The following is a 22,019-nucleotide window of genomic DNA, read 5'->3' on the forward strand; positions in this document are numbered from 1 at the left end:
GGCTGTCAGGCCGCCTTCGCGAGCAAGCCCGCTCCCACAGGGATTGCGTGCAGTCAGTAAGAGAATAGTCGGCTGTCAGGCCGCCTTCGCGAGCAGGCTCGCTCCCACAGTAGGGCCGGGTACATCAGTAAGAGAATGGTCGGCTGTCAGGCCGCCATCGCCAGCAGGCGGGCTCCCACACAAAGGCAAGAGCAGAACGCGCACCGCTCTTGCTCCTCACCACTCAACACGATGAGCGTTAGCTCGAGTACCGCTTTTGATCTTGATCCACAGGCGACATCGGAAGGCTGAGCGGAGGGATTCATCCGGGGGTGGGAGCGCAGCGACCGTTTGGCGAAGCCAAACACAGCGAGAGGAGGTGCAGCGAAGCAAACCGTAGGCGCTGCGCCCGGATGGATCCCGGAGCGAAGGAACCCCGAGCCCCAGCGAGCGGGCCGAACGTAGGAGCAAGCGTTTTTTTGCTTACTTTTTTTAGGCGCTTGTAAAAAAAGTGAGTCGCCGTAAGGGCGAAACCCTAAGTCGCCGTTACCGCAGCAACGGATATACCCCCCAACCAAACCTCAACGAAGAAACCCGGCAACCTTCTCCACCGCCGAAGCCAAATGGTCCGAATGCGTAAACCCGGAAACCTTGAGCGGCTTCAAATCATGATCCCCAGAGGCTAACCAAAACACCTCAATACTCGGCGATAGATCGTAAGCCTCGACAGCGTCCCGATTTCCGAGAGCATCCCGCTCGCCCTGAACAATCAACGTCCGAGTCCGCAAAGAAGCCAAATGCTCAACCCGCGGTTTCTCAGGTTTCCCAACCGCATAAAACGGATATCCAAGACAGACAAGCGCATCGGCGCCCAACTCGTCAGCTAAAAGACTGGCCATCCGCCCGCCCATGGACTTACCACCGATGGCCAAAGTCCCAGCGACATGACGTCGCACTTCAGCGAACACTTCGCGCCAGCACTCAAGCAGTTTCGGCGCCGGATTAGGCGGCCGTTTACTGCCATCCACCCGCCGCTGCGCCATATACGGAAACTCAAACCGCAACACATTCACCCCAAGTGCAGCAAGGCGCCCAGCCATATCCGTCATCCACTCACTGTCCATCGGCGCCCCTGCCCCATGCGCCAGGATCAAAGTCGCCGAAGCCTCGCCCGACGCGGCATCCCACAACCACCCATGATCCCGCACGCACTGCGCCCATTGATCCCCGTCAATACTGGCCTTGTGCTGTTTGTCCATGCTTGCCTCGCTTTTAGTCTGCCTATAACTCCAGGCGAAGGATTCGCGGCGTTTTCTGCGCGCGCTCACTTCGGCTGAACCGTGGATGGGGAACCATGAACACTTCTATCAGTACCGCCTACAACTACAAGGTGGTCCGCCAATTCGCCATTATGACGGTGGTGTGGGGCATCGTCGGCATGGGGCTCGGGGTTTTTCTCGCGGCCCAATTGGTCTGGCCGGAACTCAACTTCAATTTGCCCTGGACCAGTTTCGGCCGTCTGCGCCCGCTGCACACCAACGCGGTGATCTTCGCCTTCGGTGGCTGCGCGCTGTTCGCCAGTTCGTTCTACTCGGTGCAACGCACCTGCCAGACGCAATTGTTCGCGCCGAAAATCGCCGCGTTCTGCTTCTGGGGCTGGCAGCTTGTGATTCTATTGGCAGCGATCAGCCTGCCACTGGGTTACACCAGCTCCAAGGAATACGCCGAACTGGAATGGCCGATCGACATTCTGATCACCATCGTCTGGGTCGCCTACGCCATCGTGTTCTTCGGCACGATCATGCAGCGCAAGACCAAGCACATCTACGTCGGCAACTGGTTCTTCGGCGCGTTCATCATCACCGTGGCGATCCTGCACATCGTCAACAACCTTGAGTTGCCGGTGAGCCTGACCAAGTCCTACTCGGTGTACGCCGGTGCAACCGACGCGATGGTGCAATGGTGGTACGGCCACAACGCCGTGGGCTTTTTCCTCACCGCCGGTTTCCTCGGGATGATGTACTACTTCGTGCCGAAACAGGCCGACCGTCCGGTGTATTCGTATCGCCTGTCGATCGTGCACTTCTGGGCGCTGATCACCCTGTACATCTGGGCCGGCCCCCACCACCTGCACTACACCGCGCTGCCGGACTGGGCACAGTCGCTGGGGATGGTGATGTCGCTGATTCTGCTGGCACCGAGCTGGGGCGGCATGATCAACGGCATGATGACCCTCTCGGGCGCCTGGCATAAGTTGCGCAGCGACCCGATCCTGCGCTTCCTCGTGGTGTCGCTGGCGTTCTACGGCATGTCGACCTTCGAAGGTCCGATGATGGCGATCAAGACTGTAAACGCCCTCTCCCACTACACCGACTGGACCATCGGCCACGTACACGCCGGCGCGCTCGGCTGGGTGGCGATGATCTCGATCGGCGCGCTGTACCACATGATCCCGAAAGTATTCGGCAAAGAGCAGATGCACAGCATCGGCCTGATCAACGCGCACTTCTGGCTCGCGACCATCGGCACCGTGCTGTACATCGCCTCGATGTGGGTCAACGGCATCGCCCAGGGCCTGATGTGGCGCGCAGTCAACGAGGACGGCACGCTGACCTACTCCTTCGTCGAAACCCTGGTGGCCAGCCACCCAGGCTTCATCGTGCGTCTGGTGGGTGGGGCGATCTTCCTCAGCGGCATGTTGCTGATGGCTTACAACACCTGGCGCACCGTGCGGGCCTCGCAGCCTGCTGACGTCGTTGCTGCCGCGCAGATGGCCTGAGGAGTCCGCCATGAAACACGAAACGATTGAAAAGAACGTCGGCCTGCTGATGCTGCTGATGGTGTTTGCCGTGAGCATCGGCGGCCTGACCCAGATCGTCCCGCTGTTCTTCCAGGACGTCACCAACAAACCGGTGGAGGGCATGAAGCCCTACACCGCGCTGCAACTGGAAGGCCGCGACATCTATATCCGCGAAGGCTGCGTCGGTTGCCACTCGCAGATGATCCGGCCGTTCCGCGCCGAAACCGAACGCTACGGGCACTACTCGGTGGCCGGTGAGAGCGTATGGGATCACCCGTTCCTCTGGGGTTCCAAGCGTACCGGGCCAGACCTGGCCCGGGTCGGCGCGCGTTACTCGGACGACTGGCACCGCGCGCACTTGTACAACCCGCGCAACGTGGTACCGGAGTCGAAAATGCCGGCCTACCCGTGGCTGGTGACGCAAGCGGTCGACAGCAGCCACACCGAAACCAAGCTCAAGACCATGCGCACCCTCGGCGTGCCGTACACCGACGACGACATCAGCGGCGCGGTCGCCAGCCTCAAGGGCAAGACCGAAATGGACGCCCTCGTCTCCTACCTGCAAGTGCTCGGCACTGCGATCAAGAGCAAGAGGTGAGCACGATGATCATTGAAATGAGTGCAGGGCTGATTCGCGGCCTCGGCACCGTCGTGGTGTTCGTCGCCTTCGTCGGCCTGACGATCTGGGTGTTCAACCGCAAGCGCACGCCGGAGTTCGCCGAAGCGCGCCTGCTGCCGTTCGCCGACGAGCCGCAACCCGATATTACCCAAGCACCTGAAACAAGGAGTACCCGGCCATGACCACCTTCTGGAGTACGTGGATCTGCGTACTGACCATCGGCAGCCTGATCGGCCTGACCTGGCTGCTGATCGGCACCCGCCGGGGCGAGACCAAGGGCAGCGTCGACCAGACCATGGGCCACAGCTTCGACGGCATCGAGGAGTACGACAACCCGCTGCCGCAGTGGTGGTTCATGCTGTTCGCCGGCACGCTGGTGTTTTCCGTGGGCTATTTGATCCTGTATCCGGGCCTCGGCAACTGGAAAGGCATCCTGCCCGGCTACGAGGACGGCTGGACCGGCGTCCACGAGTGGGAAAAGGAAATGAACAAGGCCGACGCCAAATTCGGGCCGATCTTCGCCAAATTCGCCGCCATGCCGGTGGAGGAAGTAGCGAAGGATCCGCAGGCGCTGAAAATGGGTGGCCGACTGTTCGCCTCCAACTGCTCGGTGTGCCACGGTTCCGACGCCAAGGGCGCTTTCGGCTTCCCTAACCTGGCCGACAAGGACTGGCGCTGGGGCGGCGACGCCGAGACCATCAAGACCACCATCATGGGTGGGCGGATGGCGGCGATGCCGGCCTGGGGCGAAGTGCTGGGCGAAGCCGGGGTGAAGAACGTCGCGGCGTATGTGCGTCACGAACTGGCCGGCCTGCCGCTGCCTGCCGACAGCAAGGCTGACCTGCAAGCCGGACAGCAAGCGTTCAGCACCACCTGCGTAGCCTGTCATGGGGCAACCGGCCACGGCACTGAAGCCATGGGTGCGCCGAATCTGACGCACCCGGCCGGATTTATCTACGGCACCAGCCTGACACAGCTTGAGCAGACCATACGCCACGGTCGCCAGGGTCACATGCCAGCGCAGAACGAACTGCTGGGCAACGATAAAGTGCAATTGCTAGCTGCCTATGTGTACAGCCTGAGCCATGGATTGAATACAGAAAAACTGATTACTGAAGACAACAAACAGTAATCATTGCACACACCTCTGCCGCACCATTCTCGGTGCGGCAGCATCCCGCCCCTTTGCGACGCATTGTCGCACCCCGTCACACCCTCTCCTTTCGGTTCCCCGGATTCGGGTCTACGCTTGCTCGATGCGGACTGGCTTGTGCTGGTTCCAGGTCAACGCTGACTGCTGTGTTCTGCGAACCGGCTGACTGATGTGGCCGCAAACGCCGGTAGATACCGGCTGTCGTGCCATTTACCGTCCGTCACCCGAACTGAGCGTTTGAACACACCCCGTTACAAGCGACCTGATCCCCTCGCTTTTTTCGTCCGCTGCGACATTTTGTCCGAGGCCAATTTTGACCTTACGCGGCGTATGGAAAGGCCGCAGAATCAGCGTTGGAAAGCATTGACCCAGGTCATGGCGCGTTGCAATGACCCCCTGCTCTCTGCATACTTGCGGCCGATTTTAATCCTAATAAAACACCCAAACCGTGGAACCTTAGAATGAGCACAGCAATCAGTCCGACTGCTTATAACTATAAGGTAGTCCGCCAGTTCGCCATCATGACGGTGGTCTGGGGGATCCTTGGCATGGGGCTCGGTGTCTTCATCGCCTCGCAACTGGTCTGGCCGGAGTTGAACTTCGGTCTGCCGTGGACGAGCTTTGGACGCCTGCGCCCGTTGCACACAAACCTGGTGATTTTCGCCTTCGGTGGTTGTGCACTGTTTGCCACTTCCTACTATGTCGTGCAGCGAACCTGCCAGACGCGACTGATCTCCGACAGCCTTGCCGCCTTCACCTTCTGGGGCTGGCAGGCGGTCATCGTCGGCGCCATCATTACCTTGCCGCTGGGTTACACCACCACCAAGGAATACGCCGAACTGGAATGGCCGCTCGCCATTCTGCTGGCCATTGTCTGGGTCTCCTACGGGCTGGTGTTCTTCGGCACCATCACCAAGCGCAAGACCAAACACATCTATGTCGGCAACTGGTTCTACGGCGCGTTCATCGTCGTGACCGCGATGCTGCACATCGTCAACCACGCCTCCCTGCCGGTGAGTTTCTTCAAGTCCTACTCCGCCTACTCGGGCGCGACTGACGCGATGATCCAGTGGTGGTACGGCCACAACGCCGTGGGTTTCTTCCTGACCACCGGCTTCCTCGGGATGATGTACTACTTCGTGCCGAAGCAGGCCGAACGTCCGATCTACTCGTATCGCCTGTCGATCGTGCACTTCTGGGCGCTGATCACCCTGTACATCTGGGCCGGCCCGCACCACCTGCACTACACCGCATTGCCGGACTGGGCACAGTCGCTGGGCATGGCGATGTCGATCATCCTGCTGGCGCCAAGCTGGGGCGGCATGATCAACGGCATGATGACCCTGTCGGGCGCCTGGCATAAGCTGCGCACCGACCCGATCCTGCGCTTCCTCGTGGTGTCGCTGGCGTTCTACGGCATGTCGACCTTCGAAGGTCCGATGATGGCGATCAAGACCGTCAACTCGCTCTCGCACTACACCGACTGGACCATCGGCCACGTGCACGCCGGCGCTTTGGGTTGGGTGGCAATGATTTCGATCGGCGCGATCTACCACATGATCCCGAAACTGTTCGGTCGTGCGCAGATGCACAGCGTCGGCCTGATCAACGCGCACTTCTGGCTCGCAACCATCGGTACCGTGCTGTACATCGCCTCGATGTGGGTCAACGGCATCACTCAGGGTCTGATGTGGCGTGCAATCAACGATGACGGCACCCTCACCTACTCGTTCGTCGAAGCGCTGCAGGCCAGCCACCCGGGCTACATCGTCCGTGCCCTGGGCGGTGCTTTCTTCGCCAGCGGCATGTTCCTGATGGCTTACAACGTCTGGCGCACCGTGCGCGCCTCGAATGCGGCTGAAGCCGAAGCCGCCGCCCAGATCGCTGTTGTTGGAGCTCACTGATGAAGCATGAAGCTGTCGAGAAGAATATTGGCCTGCTGGCCTTCTTCATGGTCATCGCCGTCAGCATTGGCGGCCTGACCCAGATCGTTCCGCTGTTCTTCCAGGACGTCACCAACAAGCCGGTCGAAGGCATGAAGCCGCGTTCGGCGCTGGAACTGGAAGGCCGCGACGTCTATATCGCCAACGGTTGTGTCGGCTGCCACTCGCAGATGATCCGTCCGTTCCGCGCTGAAACCGAACGCTACGGCCACTACTCGGTCGCCGGTGAAAGCGTCTGGGACCACCCGTTCCTGTGGGGTTCCAAACGTACCGGCCCGGATCTGGCTCGCGTGGGCGGTCGTTACTCCGATGACTGGCAACGTGCGCACCTGTACAACCCGCGCAACGTGGTGCCTGAGTCGAAAATGCCGGCTTACCCGTTCCTCGTGGAAAACAAGCTCGACGGCAAAGACACGGCCAAGAAAATGGAAGTGTTGCGCACGCTCGGCGTCCCTTACACCGACGAAGACATCGCCGGTGCAAAAGATGCCGTGAAGGGCAAAACCGAAATGGACGCGCTGGTGGCCTACCTTCAGGGCCTGGGCACCATCATCAAAAGCAAACGGTGATTCTTCATGGATATCGGGATGATTCGCGGCCTGGGCACCGTCGTCGTGATGGTGGCCTTCATCGGTTTGGCGTTGTGGGTATTCAGCCCCAAGCGCAAGTCGGAGTTTGAAGACGCAACCTTGCTGCCTTTTGCGGATGATCCCGAAGCCATCAAGCACGTCGAGCAAGCTTCTAGGAGTAACAAAGAATGACTACATTCTGGAGTCTGTACGTCACAGTCCTCAGTCTCGGTACGATCTTCGCCCTGACCTGGCTGCTGCTGTCGACCCGCAAGGGCCAGCGCAGCGAACAGACGGACGAAACGGTCGGCCACTCCTTCGACGGGATCGAGGAGTACGACAACCCACTGCCGAAATGGTGGTTCATGCTGTTCGTGGGCACCATCGTGTTCGCCCTGGGTTATCTGGTGCTGTACCCGGGCCTGGGCAACTGGAAAGGCCTGCTGCCGGGCTACAACTACCTCGATAACGACAAGCAGACCGCGTTCGCCAACGGCCAGACCGGCTGGACCGGCGTACACGAGTGGGAAAAGGAAATGGCCCGCTCGGACGCCAGGTTCGGTCCGATCTTCGCCAAGTTCGCGGCGATGCCAATCGAAGAAGTGGCCAAGGATCCGCAAGCACTGAAGATGGGCGGCCGTCTGTTCGCCTCCAACTGTTCGGTATGCCACGGTTCCGACGCCAAGGGCGCCTATGGCTTCCCGAACCTGACCGACGCCGACTGGCGCTGGGGCGGCGAGCCGGAAACCATCAAGACCACCATCATGGGCGGTCGACACGCGGTGATGCCGGCCTGGGCCGAAGTCATTGGCGAACAAGGCGTAGCCGATGTCGCAGCCTTCGTGGTGACCCAGCTCGATGGCCGCAAACTGCCGGAAGGCACCAAGGCTGACCCGGCCAACGGCCAGAAACTGTTCGCCGCCAACTGCGTGGCCTGCCACGGTCCGGAAGGCAAAGGCACCCCGGCGATGGGCGCGCCTAACCTGACCCACCCGGCCGCGTTCATCTACGGTTCGAGCTTCGCGCAACTGCAGCAGACCATCCGTTACGGCCGTCAGGGCCAGATGCCGGCGCAGGAACAATTGCAAGGCAACGACAAGGTGCACCTGCTGGCAGCGTACGTGTACAGCCTGTCCCACGGTGAAAAAGCGCCGGAGGCCGAGGCGCAATAAGGCCAGGGCTTGATGTAATGAAGAATCCCCCGCCAGTGCTCTGGCGGGGGATTTTTTTATGGGTTCTGGCCCAGATCGACTTCACCGGCACGGTGGCCACCGGCGTACGTTTGCGCCACTGATTGTCCTCGACCAGACTCACCTCCAATTGCTTGCGATCCTTGGAAAAAGTGGCGGTCAGGTACGTCTGCTGAGAAGCTGAACCGCTGAGAAACATCGGCACGCTCCCCATATAGGTTTGGCTACCACCCTCGTCGTGGAAGTGGCCGGCGAACATCGCCGTCACCTGATACTTTTCAATCATTTCGCGAAAGCGCTTCTCTTGATCCCAACTGCCTTTCCACTCATAGGGCTTGTGCATGTTGATAATGATCGCGTAGCCCTGCGCTCGCGCTATTCGCAAATCATTTTCCAGCCAGTCCAGCGACGCCGTGATATCGAATGTGGTCGGATTCAACGCGTGAGAAATCTTCACCGCATAAGTGGGTTCATTGTTCAACTGCACCAGATGCACTTCACCCACATTCTTTGAATAAGCCAGACTACCCAGATAGTGTTTATTCACAAAGCTGCCGGTGACTTCCAGATCAAATTCATCGACTTTACCGACATGATGATCACGGTAATCAACAATACTGCCCGCTGCGCAACTTTCACTGAAACAGTCATTCACGTTGTTCTGGTAGTCGTGATTGCCCAATCCGTAGAGCACGTGATCGCCAAAGTGTTTCTTCAGCATCGAACCGATGAAAGAGCGCTGCCAGCCGTGGCCAAACGCGGTCATGTCACCGTTGATCATCAATGGCACCGCAGCCTGCCCGCCCATCTCGGTGCGGAACTGGGCAATGCTCGCGAACTGGGTTTCCACCAGCCATTTCGCGCGTTTTTCGAAATCCGCGCTCGATTCATCCTCGCCACTGTCCGACTTTTCTGTCCACGGGTATTGCGGGTCTGATGCAAATACCATGTGCTGCGGCATACCTTCATTGGCACTGGCGAGAGAAGTCAGGGACACCAGACACAGACAAGCGAAAAGCTTTTTAACTTCCTTGGTTTTCATAACACTCCATTATTCCGTTAAATTTCAAAACATAAACATGCAACTAGCACGCTGCAGAACAGCCACTAAGCTATTCGAAAAAAACAAGAAAGCAAAACCCATTAATTAACTAATGATATTTCTGGAGTATTAAAATCGCCTTCGAAATTAATACTTTGAGACACATGCCTGATGGACTCGATTCGCTATGCTCTGTAGGGTCGTCCACAGCCCGTTGACCCTCATCGGAGCCACTTCAAGGATGAAGCCGCTATGTTGAATGACAGCACAAACCCTCTGCCGGTTGATCAGAAACTCATAGACAACGATCAGGCAATCGATCCATCGAACCACCCCGTGGAATCGATTGCCGTGACACTGGGTAATCCGTTGCAACCCGACTCCAGAAGCACCACAAAGCCCCACAGAAATACCGGCAGTCTCGAGAGCCTGGGCGGCGGCAGACTTCCCTGAGTCTTGACGCCACGTCTGAATCAATCAGAGCCGGCCTGCGCCTTTTGCGAGGCTGGCTCGACTATGCCAGCCACGGACCGACCAACGGACGGCTGAGTTCTGTCTTCCTTGATTGCCGCCCCCAAGGCGAAGTAGTAACGTTGCTACATCTGTATTGCGAGAGGTCAACCATGATGGCAATCACCACCATCTCCAGCCGTGAATTCAATCAGGACACCAGCAGCGCCAAAAAGGCTGCGCGTCTGGGTCCAGTGATCATCACCGACCGTGGCAAGGCCTCTCATGTTCTGTTGAGCATTGAGGAATATCAGAAACTGAGCGGCGCAAACACGAGCATTGTCGATTTGTTGGCCATGCCGGAGGCTGCCGACATCGATTTCGAAACCGAGCGCGCAGTCATCATTCATCGTCCCGTGGATCTGTCCTGATGTATTTACTCGACACCAATGTGATTTCCGAACTTCGCAAGCCGCAGGCCGATGCCAATGTGGTCAGTTGGGCCAAAGGCGTCATCGCCCCGCGCCTGTACATTTCCGCCATTACTTTGAAAGAACTGGAAACCGGAGTACTGCGAATGGAACGGCGTGATCCTGCTCAAGGAAAGCTGTTGCGCAGTTGGCTGACGCGTCACGTCATTCCGGCATTCGAAGCCCGAATCCTGCCGGTCGATGCCGCGGTGGCACTGCGTTGTGCCAGCCTGCATGTACCCGACCAGGCCAATGAAAGCGATGCATTGATCGCTGCCACGGCCCTGGTGCATGGACTCACAGTGGTCACCCGCAATGTCGGTGATTTCCGCTCGAGCGGCGTCGCCCTGATCAACCCATGGGAACATTGAATTAGCCGCCACTCCAAAACCGTCCATACTCAACAAGTCAATTGATCTGCATCAGGCTTTTCTGCATTCGCTACACCAATAATGCTTTTTCCCCAACGCGACCAAAGGTCGCACCCTTGAGTTAGAGCGACAGGCGTATCATTGCGCCACTGCGACACCCCTTTCTGACCGCGGTCGGCACGTATCGACCGAGGCATTTGTCCACTGCCGTGGGATGCAATGATGAGCAACCAGATTCCGGTACACGACGTCACACCACCGAGCAAAAACGCGAACAACAGCGTCGATCTTTACGCCTCTCGAGAAAAAATCTACACCCGTGCTTTCACCGGCCTGTTCCGCAATCTGCGGATGATCGGCGGCGCTGCGCTGTTCCTGTTGTATTTCGGTACGGTGTGGCTGAACTGGGGCGGGCATCAGGCGGTGTGGTGGAACCTGCCGGAGCGCAAGTTCTTCATCTTTGGTGCGACCTTCTGGCCGCAGGACTTCATCCTGCTGTCGGGGCTGCTGATCATTGCGGCGTTCGGCCTGTTCTTCATCACCGTTTACGCCGGCCGCGTCTGGTGCGGCTACACCTGTCCGCAAAGCGTGTGGACGTGGATTTTCATGTGGTGCGAGAAGGTCACCGAAGGCGACCGCAATCAGCGGATCAAGCTCGATAAAGCGCCGATGAGCGGCAACAAATTTCTGCGCAAGCTCGCCAAGCATTCATTATGGCTGCTGATCGGCTTCGTCACCGGCATGACCTTCGTCGGCTACTTCTCGCCAATCCGCGAACTGGTGTTCGAATTCTTCACCGGTCAGGCCGATGGCTGGTCGTATTTCTGGGTCGGTTTCTTCACCCTCGCCACCTACGGCAACGCCGGCTGGCTGCGCGAGCAGGTGTGCATCTACATGTGCCCCTACGCACGTTTCCAGAGCGTGATGTTCGACAAGGACACCCTGATTGTTTCCTACGACCCGCGTCGCGGCGAAAGCCGTGGCCCGCGCAAGAAAGGTGTCGACTACAAGGCCATGGGTCTGGGCGACTGCATCGATTGCACCATGTGTGTTCAGGTATGCCCGACGGGTATCGACATCCGTGACGGCCTGCAGATCGAGTGCATCGGTTGCGCCGCGTGTATCGACGCCTGCGACGCGATCATGGACAAGATGGACTACCCGCGCGGCCTCATCAGCTACACCACCGAACACAACCTCTCCGGCCAGAAAACCCATAAACTGCGGCCACGCCTGATTGGCTACGCGGTGGTGCTGCTGGCGATGATCAGCCTGCTGGTGACCGCGTTCTTCATGCGCTCGCTGGTCGGTTTCGACGTCAGCAAGGACCGCGTGCTGTACCGCGAAAACGCCGAAGGCCGGATCGAAAACGTCTACAGCCTGAAGATCATGAACAAGGATCAGCGCGACCACACCTACGTGCTGGAAGCCGCCGGTCTGCCGGATCTGCGCCTGCAAGGCAAACGCGAGATCAAGGTGCCGGCCGGCGAAATCTTCAGCATGCCGGTGGAGTTGTCGAGCGCACCGGAACAATTGCCGTCGAGCACCAACGAGGTGAAATTCATCCTCAAGGATGCCGACGATGATAGCGTCCACGTTGAAGCCAAGAGCCGATTCATCGGCCCACAAACCCGTTGAGAGAACTGAACATGCCCGCAGCAAACGCCGCCAGTCCTTGGTACAAGCACCTTTGGCCATGGATCATCATCGGAATTCTGGCCTGTTCGGTGACCTTGACCCTGTCGATGGTGACCATTGCGGTGAACAACCCGGACAACCTGGTCAACGACAACTACTACGAGGCCGGCAAAGGCATCAACCGCTCACTGGATCGCGAGCTGCTGGCGCAGGATCTGAAGATGCGCGCCACCGTGCATCTGGATGACCTGACCGGCGAAGTTGACCTGCGCCTGAGCGGCGACAGCCAGCCGAAAACCCTGGAACTGAACCTGATTTCGCCGACCCAGCCGGAGAAGGATCGCAAGATCGTCCTGACCCGCAGCGAAACCGAAACCGGCCGTTACATCGGCCAGTTGGGCGACAAGGTCGAAGGCCGGCGTTTTGTCGAATTGCTGGGCACGCAGGACGACCACGTGTGGCGCATGTTCGAAGAGGAACAGGTCAGCCACGACGAGGATCTGCTGCTCGGTGACGAACCGCTGCAGGGCGCCGAAGATCTGGATAAATAAATAAACTGCAGAAGCCCCTCACCCTAACCCTCTCCCGGAGGGAGAGGGGACTGATTTCGGCCGCTCGCATGCCTTTTGTATGGCAGTGACGAAATCCGTGGATGCACCTCTTTTCCGGCCTCCATCAATCGGCTCCCTCTCCCTCCGGGAGAGGGCTGGGGTGAGGGCAAGCGGACAACCCCAATGCAAGGGCTTACCCCCTCAACGATGCCATGACCACCCCACTCCCCTGCTACCACTGCGCCCTGCCCGTCCCGTCGGGCAGCCGCTTCACCGCCGTCGTGCTCGGGGAGTCCCGCGAGTTCTGCTGCCCCGGCTGTCAGGCCGTGGCCGAAGCCATCGTCGCCGGTGGTCTGGAAAGCTATTACCAGCATCGCAGCGAAGCCTCGGCCAACCCCGAAGCACTGCCGGTGCAATTGACCGATGAACTGGCGCTGTACGACCGCGCCGACGTGCAACAACCCTTCGTCCGTCACGCGGGCGAACTCGCCGAAACCACCCTGTTGATGGAAGGCATCAGTTGCGCCGCCTGCGGCTGGCTGATCGAGAAGCACCTGCGCAGCCTGCCGGCAGTCGCCGAAGCGCGGCTCAATCTGTCCAACCATCGCTTGCACGTGCAATGGGCCGACGGGCAATTGCCACTGAGCCAGATCCTCGCGGAGCTGCGCCACATCGGTTACGCCGCCCACCCCTATCAGGCCGACCGCGCCAGCGAACAACTGGCCAGCGAGAATCGACTCGCGTTGCGCCAACTCGGTGTCGCCGGGCTGCTATGGTTTCAGGCAATGATGGCGACCATGGCGACCTGGCCGGAATTCAACATCGACCTCAGCCCCGAACTGCACACGATCCTGCGTTGGGTCGCGCTGTTCCTGACCACACCGATCGTGTTCTACAGCTGCGCGCCGTTCTTCAAAGGCGCGATGCGCGATCTGCGCACCCGGCACCTGACCATGGACGTCTCGGTGTCGCTGGCGATCGGCAGCGCCTACATTGCCGGGATCTGGACCTCGATCACCGGCGTCGGTGAGCTGTATTTCGATGCGGTCGGGATGTTTGCGCTGTTCCTGCTCGCCGGGCGCTATCTGGAACGCCGCGCCCGCGAACGCACCGCCGCTGCCACCGCGCAGCTTGTGAACCTGTTGCCAGCCTCGTGCCTGCGCCTCGACGCCGACGGCCAGAGCGAACGCATCCTGCTCAGCGAATTGCGCCTGGGTGACCGGGTGCTGGTGCAACCGGGTTCGATCCTGCCGGCGGATGGCAAGATCCTCGACGGCCAGTCGAGCATCGACGAATCGCTGCTGACCGGTGAATACCTGCCGCAACCGCGCACGCTGGGCGATGCGGTCACCGCTGGCACGCTGAATGTCGAAGGCGCGCTCACCGTCGAGGTTCTGGCGCTGGGTCAGGACACGCGCCTGTCGGCCATTGTCCGTCTGCTTGATCGCGCCCAGGCCGAGAAACCGCGATTGGCGGAAATCGCCGACCGCGCTGCGCAGTGGTTCCTGCTGTTGTCGCTGATTGCGGCCGCAGCGATCGGCCTGTTGTGGTGGCAGCTGGACTCGTCGCGGGCGTTCTGGATCGTGCTGGCGATGCTGGTCGCGACCTGCCCTTGCGCGCTGTCGCTGGCAACCCCGACGGCGTTGACCGCCGCCACCGGCACCCTGCACAAACTCGGCCTGTTGCTGACGCGCGGCCATGTGCTGGAAGGCCTGAACCAGATCGACACGGTGATCTTCGACAAGACCGGCACCCTCACCGAGGGGCGGCTGGTTTTGCGTTCGATCCGTCCACTGGGCACGTTGAACAGCGACCAGTGCCTGAGCCTTGCCGCCGCGTTGGAAAATCGTTCGGAACACCCGATTGCCCGCGCCTTCGGTCGTGCGCCACTGGCGGCTGAAGAAGTGCACAGCACGCCGGGACTTGGCCTCGAAGGGCTGGTTGGCACACAGCGTTTGCGCATCGGTCAGGCAGAATTTGTCTGCGCCCTCAGCGGTTCGCCGCTGCCGGCGATGCCGGATGAACCGGGTCAGTGGCTGCTGCTCGGCGATGACTCGGCAGCGCTGGCGTGGTTCGTTCTCGACGACCGCCTGCGCGACGATGCGCCCGCCCTGCTCGCCGCCTGCAAGGCCCGTGGCTGGCGCACGCTGCTGTTGTCCGGCGACAGCTCGCCGATGGTCGCCAGCGTCGCCGCCGAACTGGGTATCGACGAGGCCCGTGGCGGTCTGCGTCCGGACGACAAATTGCAGGTGCTGCAACAGCTTCATCAAGAAGGACGCAAGGTGTTGATGCTCGGCGATGGGGTGAACGACGTGCCGGTGCTGGCTGCTGCCGACATCAGCGTGGCCATGGGTTCGGCCACCGATCTGGCGAAAACCAGCGCCGACGCGGTGCTGCTGTCCAACCGCCTCGACGCGCTGGTGCAAGCCTTTACCTTAGCGCGCAGAACCCGTCGGGTAATCATCGAGAACCTGCTGTGGGCGGCGCTGTACAATGGCCTCATGTTGCCGTTCGCCGCCCTCGGCTGGATCACCCCGGTGTGGGCTGCGGTCGGCATGTCGATCAGTTCGTTGACCGTGGTGCTCAACGCCCTGCGCCTGACTCGCCTGCCGAGCGCGCCGGTCGCCGGCACCCGTTCAGAAACCCGTCCGTTGCCGGCCTGAGCCGCTCGGGCCTGGAGTACCGATGCCAGCTCTTTACGTGATGATCCCGGCCGCCCTGCTGATCGTGGCCATCGCCGTGTACATCTTCTTCTGGGCGGTGGACAGCGGGCAGTACGACGACCTCGACGGCCCGGCCCACAGCATCCTGTTCGATGATCAGGACCCGAACCACACCGCCGCCGTGGACGAAGCTAAAGCCGACAAACCGCAGGACAAGGCGCCACCCCATGCTTGAGCTGGCGCCGCTGCTGGTTTCCGCGCTGATCCTCGGCCTGCTCGGTGGCGGGCATTGCCTGGGCATGTGCGGCGGCCTGATGGGCGCGCTGACCCTGGCGATCCCCAAGGAACAGCGCAGCCGACGCTTTCGTCTGCTGCTGGCGTACAACCTCGGACGGATCCTCAGTTACGCGACCGCCGGTTTGCTGATCGGCCTTGCCGGTTGGGCGGTGGCGAACAGCCCGGCGGCGATGGTCATGCGAATTCTCGCCGGGTTGCTGCTGATCGCCATGGGCCTGTATCTGGCCGGCTGGTGGAGCGGCCTGACCCGCATCGAAAGCCTGGGTCGTGGTCTGTGGCGCTACATTCAACCTGTCGCCAATCGGCTGTTGCCGGTGTCGAGCCTGCCCCGCGCTTTATTGCTCGGCGCGCTTTGGGGCTGGCTGCCGTGCGGGCTGGTTTACAGCACATTGCTGTGGTCGGCCAGCCAGGGCAATGCACTCGACAGCGCGTTGCTGATGCTCGCCTTCGGGCTCGGTACCTGGCCGGTGTTGCTGGCCACCGGCCTCGCCGCCGAGCGGGTCACGGCGCTGCTGCGCAAACGCAGCGTGCGCATGGCCGGCGGTCTGCTGGTGATCCTGTTCGGCATCTGGACCCTGCCGGGGCCGCACCAGCACTGGCTGATGGGCCACTGACCGGCGGCGCGGCCTTCGCCAGCAGGCTCGCTCCCACAGGTTTTGTGTACGCCACAAATCTCCTGTGGGAGCGAGCCTGCTCGCGATGGGGCCGCGTGACTTATACGAATCCTCCCCGTTGATACAAATCAAGATGCCCCGCCGCGCCCTCCCCTAGACTCGCCACACTGCCAGCCTATCCGGGGGAATGCCCGCATGCTCGACGCCATTCGTTGGGACACTGATCTGATCCGCCGCTACGACCTGGCGGGGCCGCGCTACACCTCGTATCCGACCGCCGTGCAATTCAACAGCCAGGTCGGCACCTTCGACCTGTTCCATGCCATGCGCGACAGCCGCAAGGCGTTGCGCCCCTTGTCGCTGTACGTGCACGTGCCGTTCTGCGCGAACATTTGCTACTACTGCGCCTGCAACAAGGTCATCACCAAGGATCGCGGGCGAGCGCAGCCGTATCTACAACGGCTGGAGCAGGAAATCCAGTTGATCGCCTGCCACTTGGAACCGGCGCAGAAAGTCGAGCAACTGCACTTCGGCGGCGGCACCCCGACTTTTCTCAGCCATGACGAACTGCGGCAGTTGATGGCGCACCTGCGCAAACACTTCAATCTGCTGGATGACGATTCCGGCGACTACGGCATCGAGATCGACCCGCGCGAGGCCGACTGGTCGACCATGGGTCTGTTGCGCGAACTCGGCTTCAACCGGGTCAGCATCGGCCTGCAAGATCTGGATCCAGCGGTACAACGGGCGGTCAATCGCCTGCAAAGCCTGGAAGAAACCCGCGCGGTGATCGACGCCGCGCGCACCCTGCAATTTCGCTCGATCAACATCGACCTGATCTACGGCCTGCCCAAACAGACACCGGAGAACTTTGCGCGCACCGTCGAGGAAGTCATCAGCCTGCAACCGGACCGGCTTTCGGTGTTCAACTATGCACACCTGCCGGAGCGCTTCATGCCGCAGCGGCGGATCAACAGCCATGAGCTGCCAAGCCCTGCGCAAAAACTCGAGATGCTCCAGCGCACCATCGAACAACTGACCGCCGCCGGCTACCGCTACATCGGCATGGATCACTTCGCCTTGCCCGACGATGAGCTGGCGATTGCCCAGGAGGAACAGACCCTGCAACGCAATTTCCAGGGCTACACCACCCACGGCCATTGCGACCTGATTGGTCTGGGGGTGTCGGCGATCAGCCAGATCGGCGATCTCTACTGCCAGAACAATAGCGATCTGAACCAGTACCAGAACACCCTCGCCGCCGCGCAACTGGCGACCAGCCGTGGCCTGGTGTGCAATGCCGACGATCGCCTGCGCCGCGCGGTGATCCAGCAACTGATCTGCAATTTCAGCCTGGAATTCGCCGAAATCGAGCAAGCGTTCAACATCGATTTTCAGGGTTACTTCGGCGCGCTGTGGCCGCAACTGCAAGGCATGGCCAACGATGGGCTGATCAATCTGGAACGCGAGCGCATCGAAGTGTTGCCGGCCGGGCGTCTACTGGTGCGTTCGGTGTGCATGGTGTTCGACGCATATCTGGAACAGCAGAACCGCCAGCGCTTCTCGCGGGTGATCTAGTTTTTCGTCAGCAGTGAGCCGAGTTTGAGGTTCTGCTCGGAGGTGAGGCCGGACTGATCCATGACTTTGGACAGGGCCAGATTGGCGCTGATCAGCCCGGTATTCAGGGCGGCGATGGCACCGCGCAGCGCGGCGAGCATATTGACCTTGGCTTCGTTGGTCAGTGTTCTGTCGGACATGACGGCCGCCATCCGGGCTTTCTTCTCGGCGATCTCTTTTTGCAGTTTACGGATCATCTTCAGCAACTGCTGGACGTTCTCGGGCAAGCCGCTGTCTTCGATGTCGCTGTTCTCACCACCGACGCTGAAGGATTTTTCGATGGAGGCGCCGGACAGCGACACTTTGACGCCCTCGACCAAGGTCGGGGTTGCCAACGGCGCAGAGGCGGCATTCTGCTCGCTGTCGGTGTCTGTCCTGGCGATGCTCGGCACAGACGCAACGCCGCTGTTACCGGGGTTCAGCGTGTCAATGGCGGCCATCGAGCGGTTCCTTGCATGCGTGTTGATACCTGTTTATCGGCCACTTGCCCTGCGGCTTTACGCCCGTGGGACAAACTCGCCGCAGACTGGCCTGAATGTCCTCCCGTGGGTTACCCTTACGGCTTATGTGTGTTTTCCCACAAGGATTTAAGAAATGTCCGAGCCAGTCAAACTGCGCGCTCACAACCAGGCCCATTGCAAGGATTGCAGCCTGGCTCCTCTCTGCCTGCCACTTTCTCTGAATCTGGAAGACATGGATGCGCTGGACGAAATCGTTAAACGTGGCCGCCCGTTGAAAAAGGGTGAGTTCCTGTTCCGTCAGGGCGACACCTTCGATTCCGTTTATGCAGTACGCTCCGGCGCCCTGAAAACCTTCAGCCTGAGCGACAGCGGCGAAGAACAGCTCACCGGTTTCCACCTGCCGAGCGAACTGGTCGGCCTGTCCGGCATGGACACCGAGAAACACCCGGTGTCGGCCCAGGCCCTGGAGACCACCTCGGTCTGCGAAATTCCGTTCGAACGCCTTGATGAACTGGCCCTGCAACTGCCGCAGCTGCGCCGTCAGTTGATGCGGGTGATGAGCCGCGAGATCCGTGATGACCAGCAAATGATGCTGTTGCTGTCGAAGAAAACCGCCGACGAGCGCATCGCCACGTTCCTGGTCAACCTGTCGGCCCGCTTCCGTGCTCGCGGGTTCTCGGCCAACCAGTTCCGTCTGAGCATGTCGCGCAATGAAATCGGCAATTATCTGGGCCTGGCGGTGGAAACCGTGTCGCGGGTGTTCACCCGCTTCCAGCAAAACGAGCTGATCGCCGCCGAGGGCAAAGAGATCCACATCCTCGACCCGATCCAGCTCTGCGCCCTGGCCGGCGGCTCCCTCGAAGGCTGATCTCGATCCGCGGTTGAGCGAAGCGTTTCAGCCGCGGGTATACTGCGCCGTTTGCAGCCCTGCCAGGACACCTCGACGATGGTCTTCGACTCCTTCGACATCAAATCCCTGATCCGCCCCGTGATCGGCTTCCCGAAACCGGGCGTGATCTTTCGCGACATTACCCCGCTGTTTCAGTCGCCCAAGGCCCTGCGCCTGGTGATGGACAGCTTCGCCCACCGTTATGTGGAAGCCGATTTCACCCACATCGGCGCGATGGATGCGCGCGGTTTCCTGATCGGTTCGGTGCTGGCCTACCAGTTGAACAAGCCGCTGGTGCTGTTCCGCAAGCAAGGCAAACTGCCGGCGGACGTGTTGGCCGAAGGTTACGCAACCGAGTACGGCGAAGCGTTCCTCGAAGTCCACGCCGACAGCCTGTGTGAAGGTGATTCGGTGGTGATGTTCGATGACCTGATCGCCACCGGCGGCACGCTGATCGCTGCGGCCAACCTGATACGCCGCATGGGCGCGCGGGTGCATGAGGCAGCGGCAATCATTGATCTGCCGGAGCTGGGGGGGTCGCAGCGTCTGGAAGATATGGGCATCCCTACCTTCTGCCTGACGCAGTTTGCCCTGACTGATAAGTAAGTAGCGCCTGTCAGACCGCTTTCGCGAGCAGGCTCGCTCCCACATTTGGAATGCATTCTCCTGTGGGAGCGGGCTTGCTCGCGAAGGGGCCGGCAGCCTCACCGCAAACCTAAAGTCCCATCTGCTTGCTGATGATCTCGTTCATCACCTCCCGCGTCCCGCCGCCAATCGACAGAATGCGGTTATCCCGATACAGCCGCTCCACAAGACTTTCGCGCATGAAACCCAGGCCACCAAGAATCTGCACCGCCTCGCTGGTGATCCGGTCCGAGGTGTCCGTGGCAACGTTCTTGGCCATGGAAATCTCCTTGATCACGCTCTGCCCCGCCGCCATTTTCGCCGCCTGGCGGTAGGTGAACTCACGCGATACTTCCAGCGCCGTGGCCATTTCGGCCAGCCGATGCTTGATCACCTGGAACTTGCCGATGGGTTTGCCGAACGCCTCACGCTCGCGCGCCCACTTCAGCGCCTCTTCGAGCGCGAGCTGCGAGGTCATGTTGGCCATCAGTGCCAGCGCCAGCCGTTCACTCTGGAAATTGCCCATGATGCAGGCGAAGCCCATGTTCTCGGCGCCGATCAGATTGCCCACGGGCACCCTGCAATCGTCGAAGAACAGCTCAGCGGTGTCCGAGGCCCACCAGCCCATTTTCTTTAGCTGGCGGCCTACCGTGAAGCCTGGGGTGCCCTTCTCGATCAGCAACAGACTGATGCCGCCGAAACCCGGCGCTCCGGTGCGCACCGCGACGGTGTAGAAATCGGCACGCACGCCGCTGGTGATAAAGGTTTTGCTGCCGCTGACCCGGTAGAATTCGCCGTCACGCACGGCGCGGGTCTGAAGGTTGGCGACGTCGGAACCGCCGCCGGGTTCGGTAATTGCCAGTGCGCTGATTTTCTCGCCGCTGAGCACTGGCGGCACGACACGGTCGCGCACCTCGGGCCGGGCCCATTTGACGATCGGTGGCAGGCCGATATCCAGCGAACCGAGGCCCGCGACCAGACCACCGGAGCCGCAGCGCATCAGTTCTTCGCTGGCGGCAACCTTGGCGAACACATCACCTTCGTGGCTGCCACCCAGCGCTTCGGGATAACCGATGCCGAGAATCCCCGCCGCCCCGGCCTTCTGGTACAGCTCACGGGGAAAGCTTTCGGCTTCTTCCCACGCATCGATGTCCGGCAGGACCTCGCGCTCGACGAAACGTCTGACGCTGTCGCGAACCATTTGGTGGCTGGGGTCGAAGTATTCCTGGAAGGCAGGCATCGGCGAACTCCATCGAAGGGTTGGCCGACGTTAACCGAGCGCTTGCTTGGTTTTCAATATGTTTGTGTGTATCAGTCAGACCGAGGTGCGCCATTCGCGAGCAAGCCCGCTCCCACAGGAGAATGCATTCCAATGTGGGAGCGGGCTTGCTCGCGAAGGCGCCAGTCAAAGCACCGCTGAACTCAGAGGGAAATCGGTTTACGCCCGGCGAACGAATGCGCCAGCGTTCCGCCATCCACCAACTCCAGCTCCCCACCCAGCGGCACGCCATGGGCAATCCGCGAAGCGATCAGGCCCTTGTTGCTGAGCAGTTGGGCGATGTAATGCGCGGTCGCCTCACCTTCCACCGTCGGGTTGGTGGCGAGGATGACTTCAGTAAAGCTGCCCGCCTCTTCAATACGCGCCATCAACTGCGGAATACCGATGGCCTCCGGCCCCAGGCCGTCGAGCGGCGACAGGTGGCCCTTGAGCACGAAGTAGCGCCCACGGAAACCCGTTTGCTCCACCGCATACACGTCCATCGGCCCTTCCACCACGCACAGCAGCGTGTCGTCGCGGCGCGTGTCGGCGCATTGCGGGCACAGATCGTCTTCGGTCAGCGTGCGGCACTGACGGCAGTGACCCACCCCTTCCATGGCCTGGCTCAAGGCCTGGGCCAGGCGCGTGCCGCCGCTGCGATCACGCTCGAGCAACTGCAACGCCATGCGCTGGGCGGTTTTCTGACCCACACCCGGCAAAGTGCGCAGGGCGTCGATCAGTTGGCGAATCAAAGGGCTGAAGCTCATGGGTAAAAAGTCCGACAAAACAACGAGACGCGGTTTATACCCGCGCCTCTGGCC

22 protein-coding genes and 1 pseudogene are annotated in these 22,019 nt (G+C 60.7%); 18 read left to right on the forward strand and 5 right to left on the reverse strand.

Annotation, left to right across the window (positions count from 1 at the left end; genetic code table 11):
* Window positions 1–560 precede the first annotated feature (560 nt).
* On the reverse strand, window positions 561–1,238 hold the full coding sequence (locus tag H043_RS0119405; RefSeq protein ID WP_027613247.1) for an alpha/beta family hydrolase: 678 nt from the start codon (window positions 1,236–1,238) through the stop codon (window positions 561–563).
* A 95-nt stretch (window positions 1,239–1,333) separates the two neighbouring features.
* Here H043_RS0119405 and ccoN (H043_RS0119410) point away from each other — a divergent pair, with 95 nt between their 5' ends.
* The 8 genes from ccoN (H043_RS0119410) (at window position 1,334) to ccoP (H043_RS0119445) (ending at window position 8,235) form a co-directional block, all read left to right on the forward strand.
* The gene (ccoN, locus tag H043_RS0119410) at window positions 1,334–2,758 is read left to right on the forward strand and encodes a cytochrome-c oxidase, cbb3-type subunit I (RefSeq protein WP_027613248.1); all 1,425 of its coding nucleotides are present in this window, start codon (window positions 1,334–1,336) and stop codon (window positions 2,756–2,758) included.
* Between the two features lie 10 nt (window positions 2,759–2,768).
* On the forward strand, window positions 2,769–3,377 hold the full coding sequence (gene ccoO / locus H043_RS0119415; protein ID WP_003223389.1) for a cytochrome-c oxidase, cbb3-type subunit II: 609 nt from the start codon (window positions 2,769–2,771) through the stop codon (window positions 3,375–3,377).
* A gap of 5 nt (window positions 3,378–3,382) precedes the next feature.
* The gene (locus H043_RS0119420; RefSeq protein ID WP_027613249.1) at window positions 3,383–3,580 is read left to right on the forward strand and encodes a cbb3-type cytochrome c oxidase subunit 3; all 198 of its coding nucleotides are present in this window, start codon (window positions 3,383–3,385) and stop codon (window positions 3,578–3,580) included.
* Window positions 3,577–4,530: a cytochrome-c oxidase, cbb3-type subunit III gene (gene ccoP, locus H043_RS0119425; RefSeq protein ID WP_007969187.1), complete on the forward strand. Its 954-nt coding sequence runs from the start codon at window positions 3,577–3,579 to the stop codon at window positions 4,528–4,530. Before H043_RS0119420 ends, ccoP (H043_RS0119425) begins: the two co-directional genes overlap by 4 nt.
* Window positions 4,531–5,012: 482 nt before the next feature.
* Window positions 5,013–6,455 carry a cytochrome-c oxidase, cbb3-type subunit I gene (gene ccoN / locus H043_RS0119430; protein WP_007969186.1) on the forward strand — a complete coding sequence of 481 codons (1,443 nt, stop codon included), beginning with the start codon at window positions 5,013–5,015 and terminating at the stop codon, window positions 6,453–6,455.
* Window positions 6,455–7,063, forward strand: a complete 609-nt coding sequence (gene ccoO, locus H043_RS0119435) for a cytochrome-c oxidase, cbb3-type subunit II (RefSeq protein ID WP_024164411.1) — start codon at window positions 6,455–6,457, stop codon at window positions 7,061–7,063. Before ccoN (H043_RS0119430) ends, ccoO (H043_RS0119435) begins: the two co-directional genes overlap by 1 nt.
* A gap of 6 nt (window positions 7,064–7,069) precedes the next feature.
* A complete protein-coding gene (locus H043_RS0119440; protein ID WP_003175465.1) occupies window positions 7,070–7,255 on the forward strand; it encodes a CcoQ/FixQ family Cbb3-type cytochrome c oxidase assembly chaperone in 186 nt (61 codons plus the stop codon).
* Window positions 7,252–8,235 (forward strand): cytochrome-c oxidase, cbb3-type subunit III, encoded by a 984-nt coding sequence (gene ccoP / locus H043_RS0119445; protein ID WP_027613250.1) that lies wholly within the window; start codon window positions 7,252–7,254, stop codon window positions 8,233–8,235. The genes H043_RS0119440 and ccoP (H043_RS0119445) overlap by 4 nt, the downstream gene beginning before the upstream one ends.
* A gap of 67 nt (window positions 8,236–8,302) precedes the next feature.
* Here the strand turns inward: ccoP (H043_RS0119445) and H043_RS29850 are convergent.
* Window positions 8,303–9,295: pseudogene (locus H043_RS29850) on the reverse strand (metallophosphoesterase); the annotation flags it as partial.
* 626 nt (window positions 9,296–9,921) lie between these two features.
* Here H043_RS29850 and H043_RS0119460 point away from each other — a divergent pair.
* From H043_RS0119460 to hemN, 8 genes are all read left to right on the forward strand, one after another.
* Complete coding sequence (locus H043_RS0119460; protein WP_027613253.1) at window positions 9,922–10,176, forward strand: type II toxin-antitoxin system Phd/YefM family antitoxin; 255 nt, start codon at window positions 9,922–9,924, stop codon at window positions 10,174–10,176.
* Window positions 10,176–10,586, forward strand: coding sequence for a type II toxin-antitoxin system VapC family toxin (locus H043_RS0119465; protein ID WP_027613254.1), 411 nt, complete (start codon window positions 10,176–10,178; stop codon window positions 10,584–10,586). Before H043_RS0119460 ends, H043_RS0119465 begins: the two co-directional genes overlap by 1 nt.
* Before the next feature lie 222 nt (window positions 10,587–10,808).
* Window positions 10,809–12,224, forward strand: a complete 1,416-nt coding sequence (gene ccoG, locus H043_RS0119470; RefSeq protein WP_027613255.1) for a cytochrome c oxidase accessory protein CcoG — start codon at window positions 10,809–10,811, stop codon at window positions 12,222–12,224.
* Window positions 12,225–12,235: 11 nt separating this feature from the next.
* Entirely contained in the window at window positions 12,236–12,775 is a 540-nt protein-coding gene (locus H043_RS0119475; RefSeq protein ID WP_027613256.1) for a FixH family protein, read from the forward strand.
* A gap of 212 nt (window positions 12,776–12,987) precedes the next feature.
* Complete coding sequence (locus H043_RS0119480; RefSeq protein ID WP_027613257.1) at window positions 12,988–15,438, forward strand: heavy metal translocating P-type ATPase; 2,451 nt, start codon at window positions 12,988–12,990, stop codon at window positions 15,436–15,438.
* 22 nt (window positions 15,439–15,460) lie between these two features.
* On the forward strand, window positions 15,461–15,673 hold the full coding sequence (gene ccoS, locus H043_RS0119485) for a cbb3-type cytochrome oxidase assembly protein CcoS (protein ID WP_007965536.1): 213 nt from the start codon (window positions 15,461–15,463) through the stop codon (window positions 15,671–15,673).
* Complete coding sequence (locus tag H043_RS0119490; RefSeq protein WP_027613258.1) at window positions 15,666–16,349, forward strand: sulfite exporter TauE/SafE family protein; 684 nt, start codon at window positions 15,666–15,668, stop codon at window positions 16,347–16,349. Before ccoS ends, H043_RS0119490 begins: the two co-directional genes overlap by 8 nt.
* A 195-nt stretch (window positions 16,350–16,544) precedes the next feature.
* On the forward strand, window positions 16,545–17,927 hold the full coding sequence (gene hemN, locus H043_RS0119495; protein ID WP_027613259.1) for an oxygen-independent coproporphyrinogen III oxidase: 1,383 nt from the start codon (window positions 16,545–16,547) through the stop codon (window positions 17,925–17,927).
* Here the strand turns inward: hemN and H043_RS0119500 are convergent.
* Entirely contained in the window at window positions 17,924–18,406 is a 483-nt protein-coding gene (locus tag H043_RS0119500) for a hypothetical protein (RefSeq protein WP_027613260.1), read from the reverse strand. The genes hemN and H043_RS0119500 overlap by 4 nt on opposite strands.
* Window positions 18,407–18,560: 154 nt before the next feature.
* On the opposite strand from H043_RS0119500, the gene fnr reads away from it, so the two are divergent.
* Window positions 18,561–19,295, forward strand: coding sequence for a fumarate/nitrate reduction transcriptional regulator Fnr (fnr, locus tag H043_RS0119505; protein ID WP_003223347.1), 735 nt, complete (start codon window positions 18,561–18,563; stop codon window positions 19,293–19,295).
* Between the two features lie 78 nt (window positions 19,296–19,373).
* Window positions 19,374–19,922 carry an adenine phosphoribosyltransferase gene (locus H043_RS0119510; protein WP_027613261.1) on the forward strand — a complete coding sequence of 183 codons (549 nt, stop codon included), beginning with the start codon at window positions 19,374–19,376 and terminating at the stop codon, window positions 19,920–19,922.
* Between the two features lie 109 nt (window positions 19,923–20,031).
* On the opposite strand, the gene H043_RS0119515 is transcribed toward H043_RS0119510, so the two are convergent.
* Together H043_RS0119515 and recR are read right to left on the reverse strand one after the other, a co-directional pair.
* Window positions 20,032–21,180 carry an acyl-CoA dehydrogenase family protein gene (locus H043_RS0119515; protein WP_027613262.1) on the reverse strand — a complete coding sequence of 383 codons (1,149 nt, stop codon included), beginning with the start codon at window positions 21,178–21,180 and terminating at the stop codon, window positions 20,032–20,034.
* A 182-nt stretch (window positions 21,181–21,362) separates the two neighbouring features.
* The gene (recR, locus tag H043_RS0119520) at window positions 21,363–21,965 is read right to left on the reverse strand and encodes a recombination mediator RecR (protein ID WP_027613263.1); all 603 of its coding nucleotides are present in this window, start codon (window positions 21,963–21,965) and stop codon (window positions 21,363–21,365) included.
* Window positions 21,966–22,019: the final 54 nt, after the last annotated feature.

Origin of the sequence: Pseudomonas sp. URIL14HWK12:I6 (genome assembly GCF_000514195.1) — a bacterium.
Classification (GTDB): Bacteria; Pseudomonadota; Gammaproteobacteria; order Pseudomonadales; family Pseudomonadaceae; genus Aquipseudomonas; species Aquipseudomonas putida_A.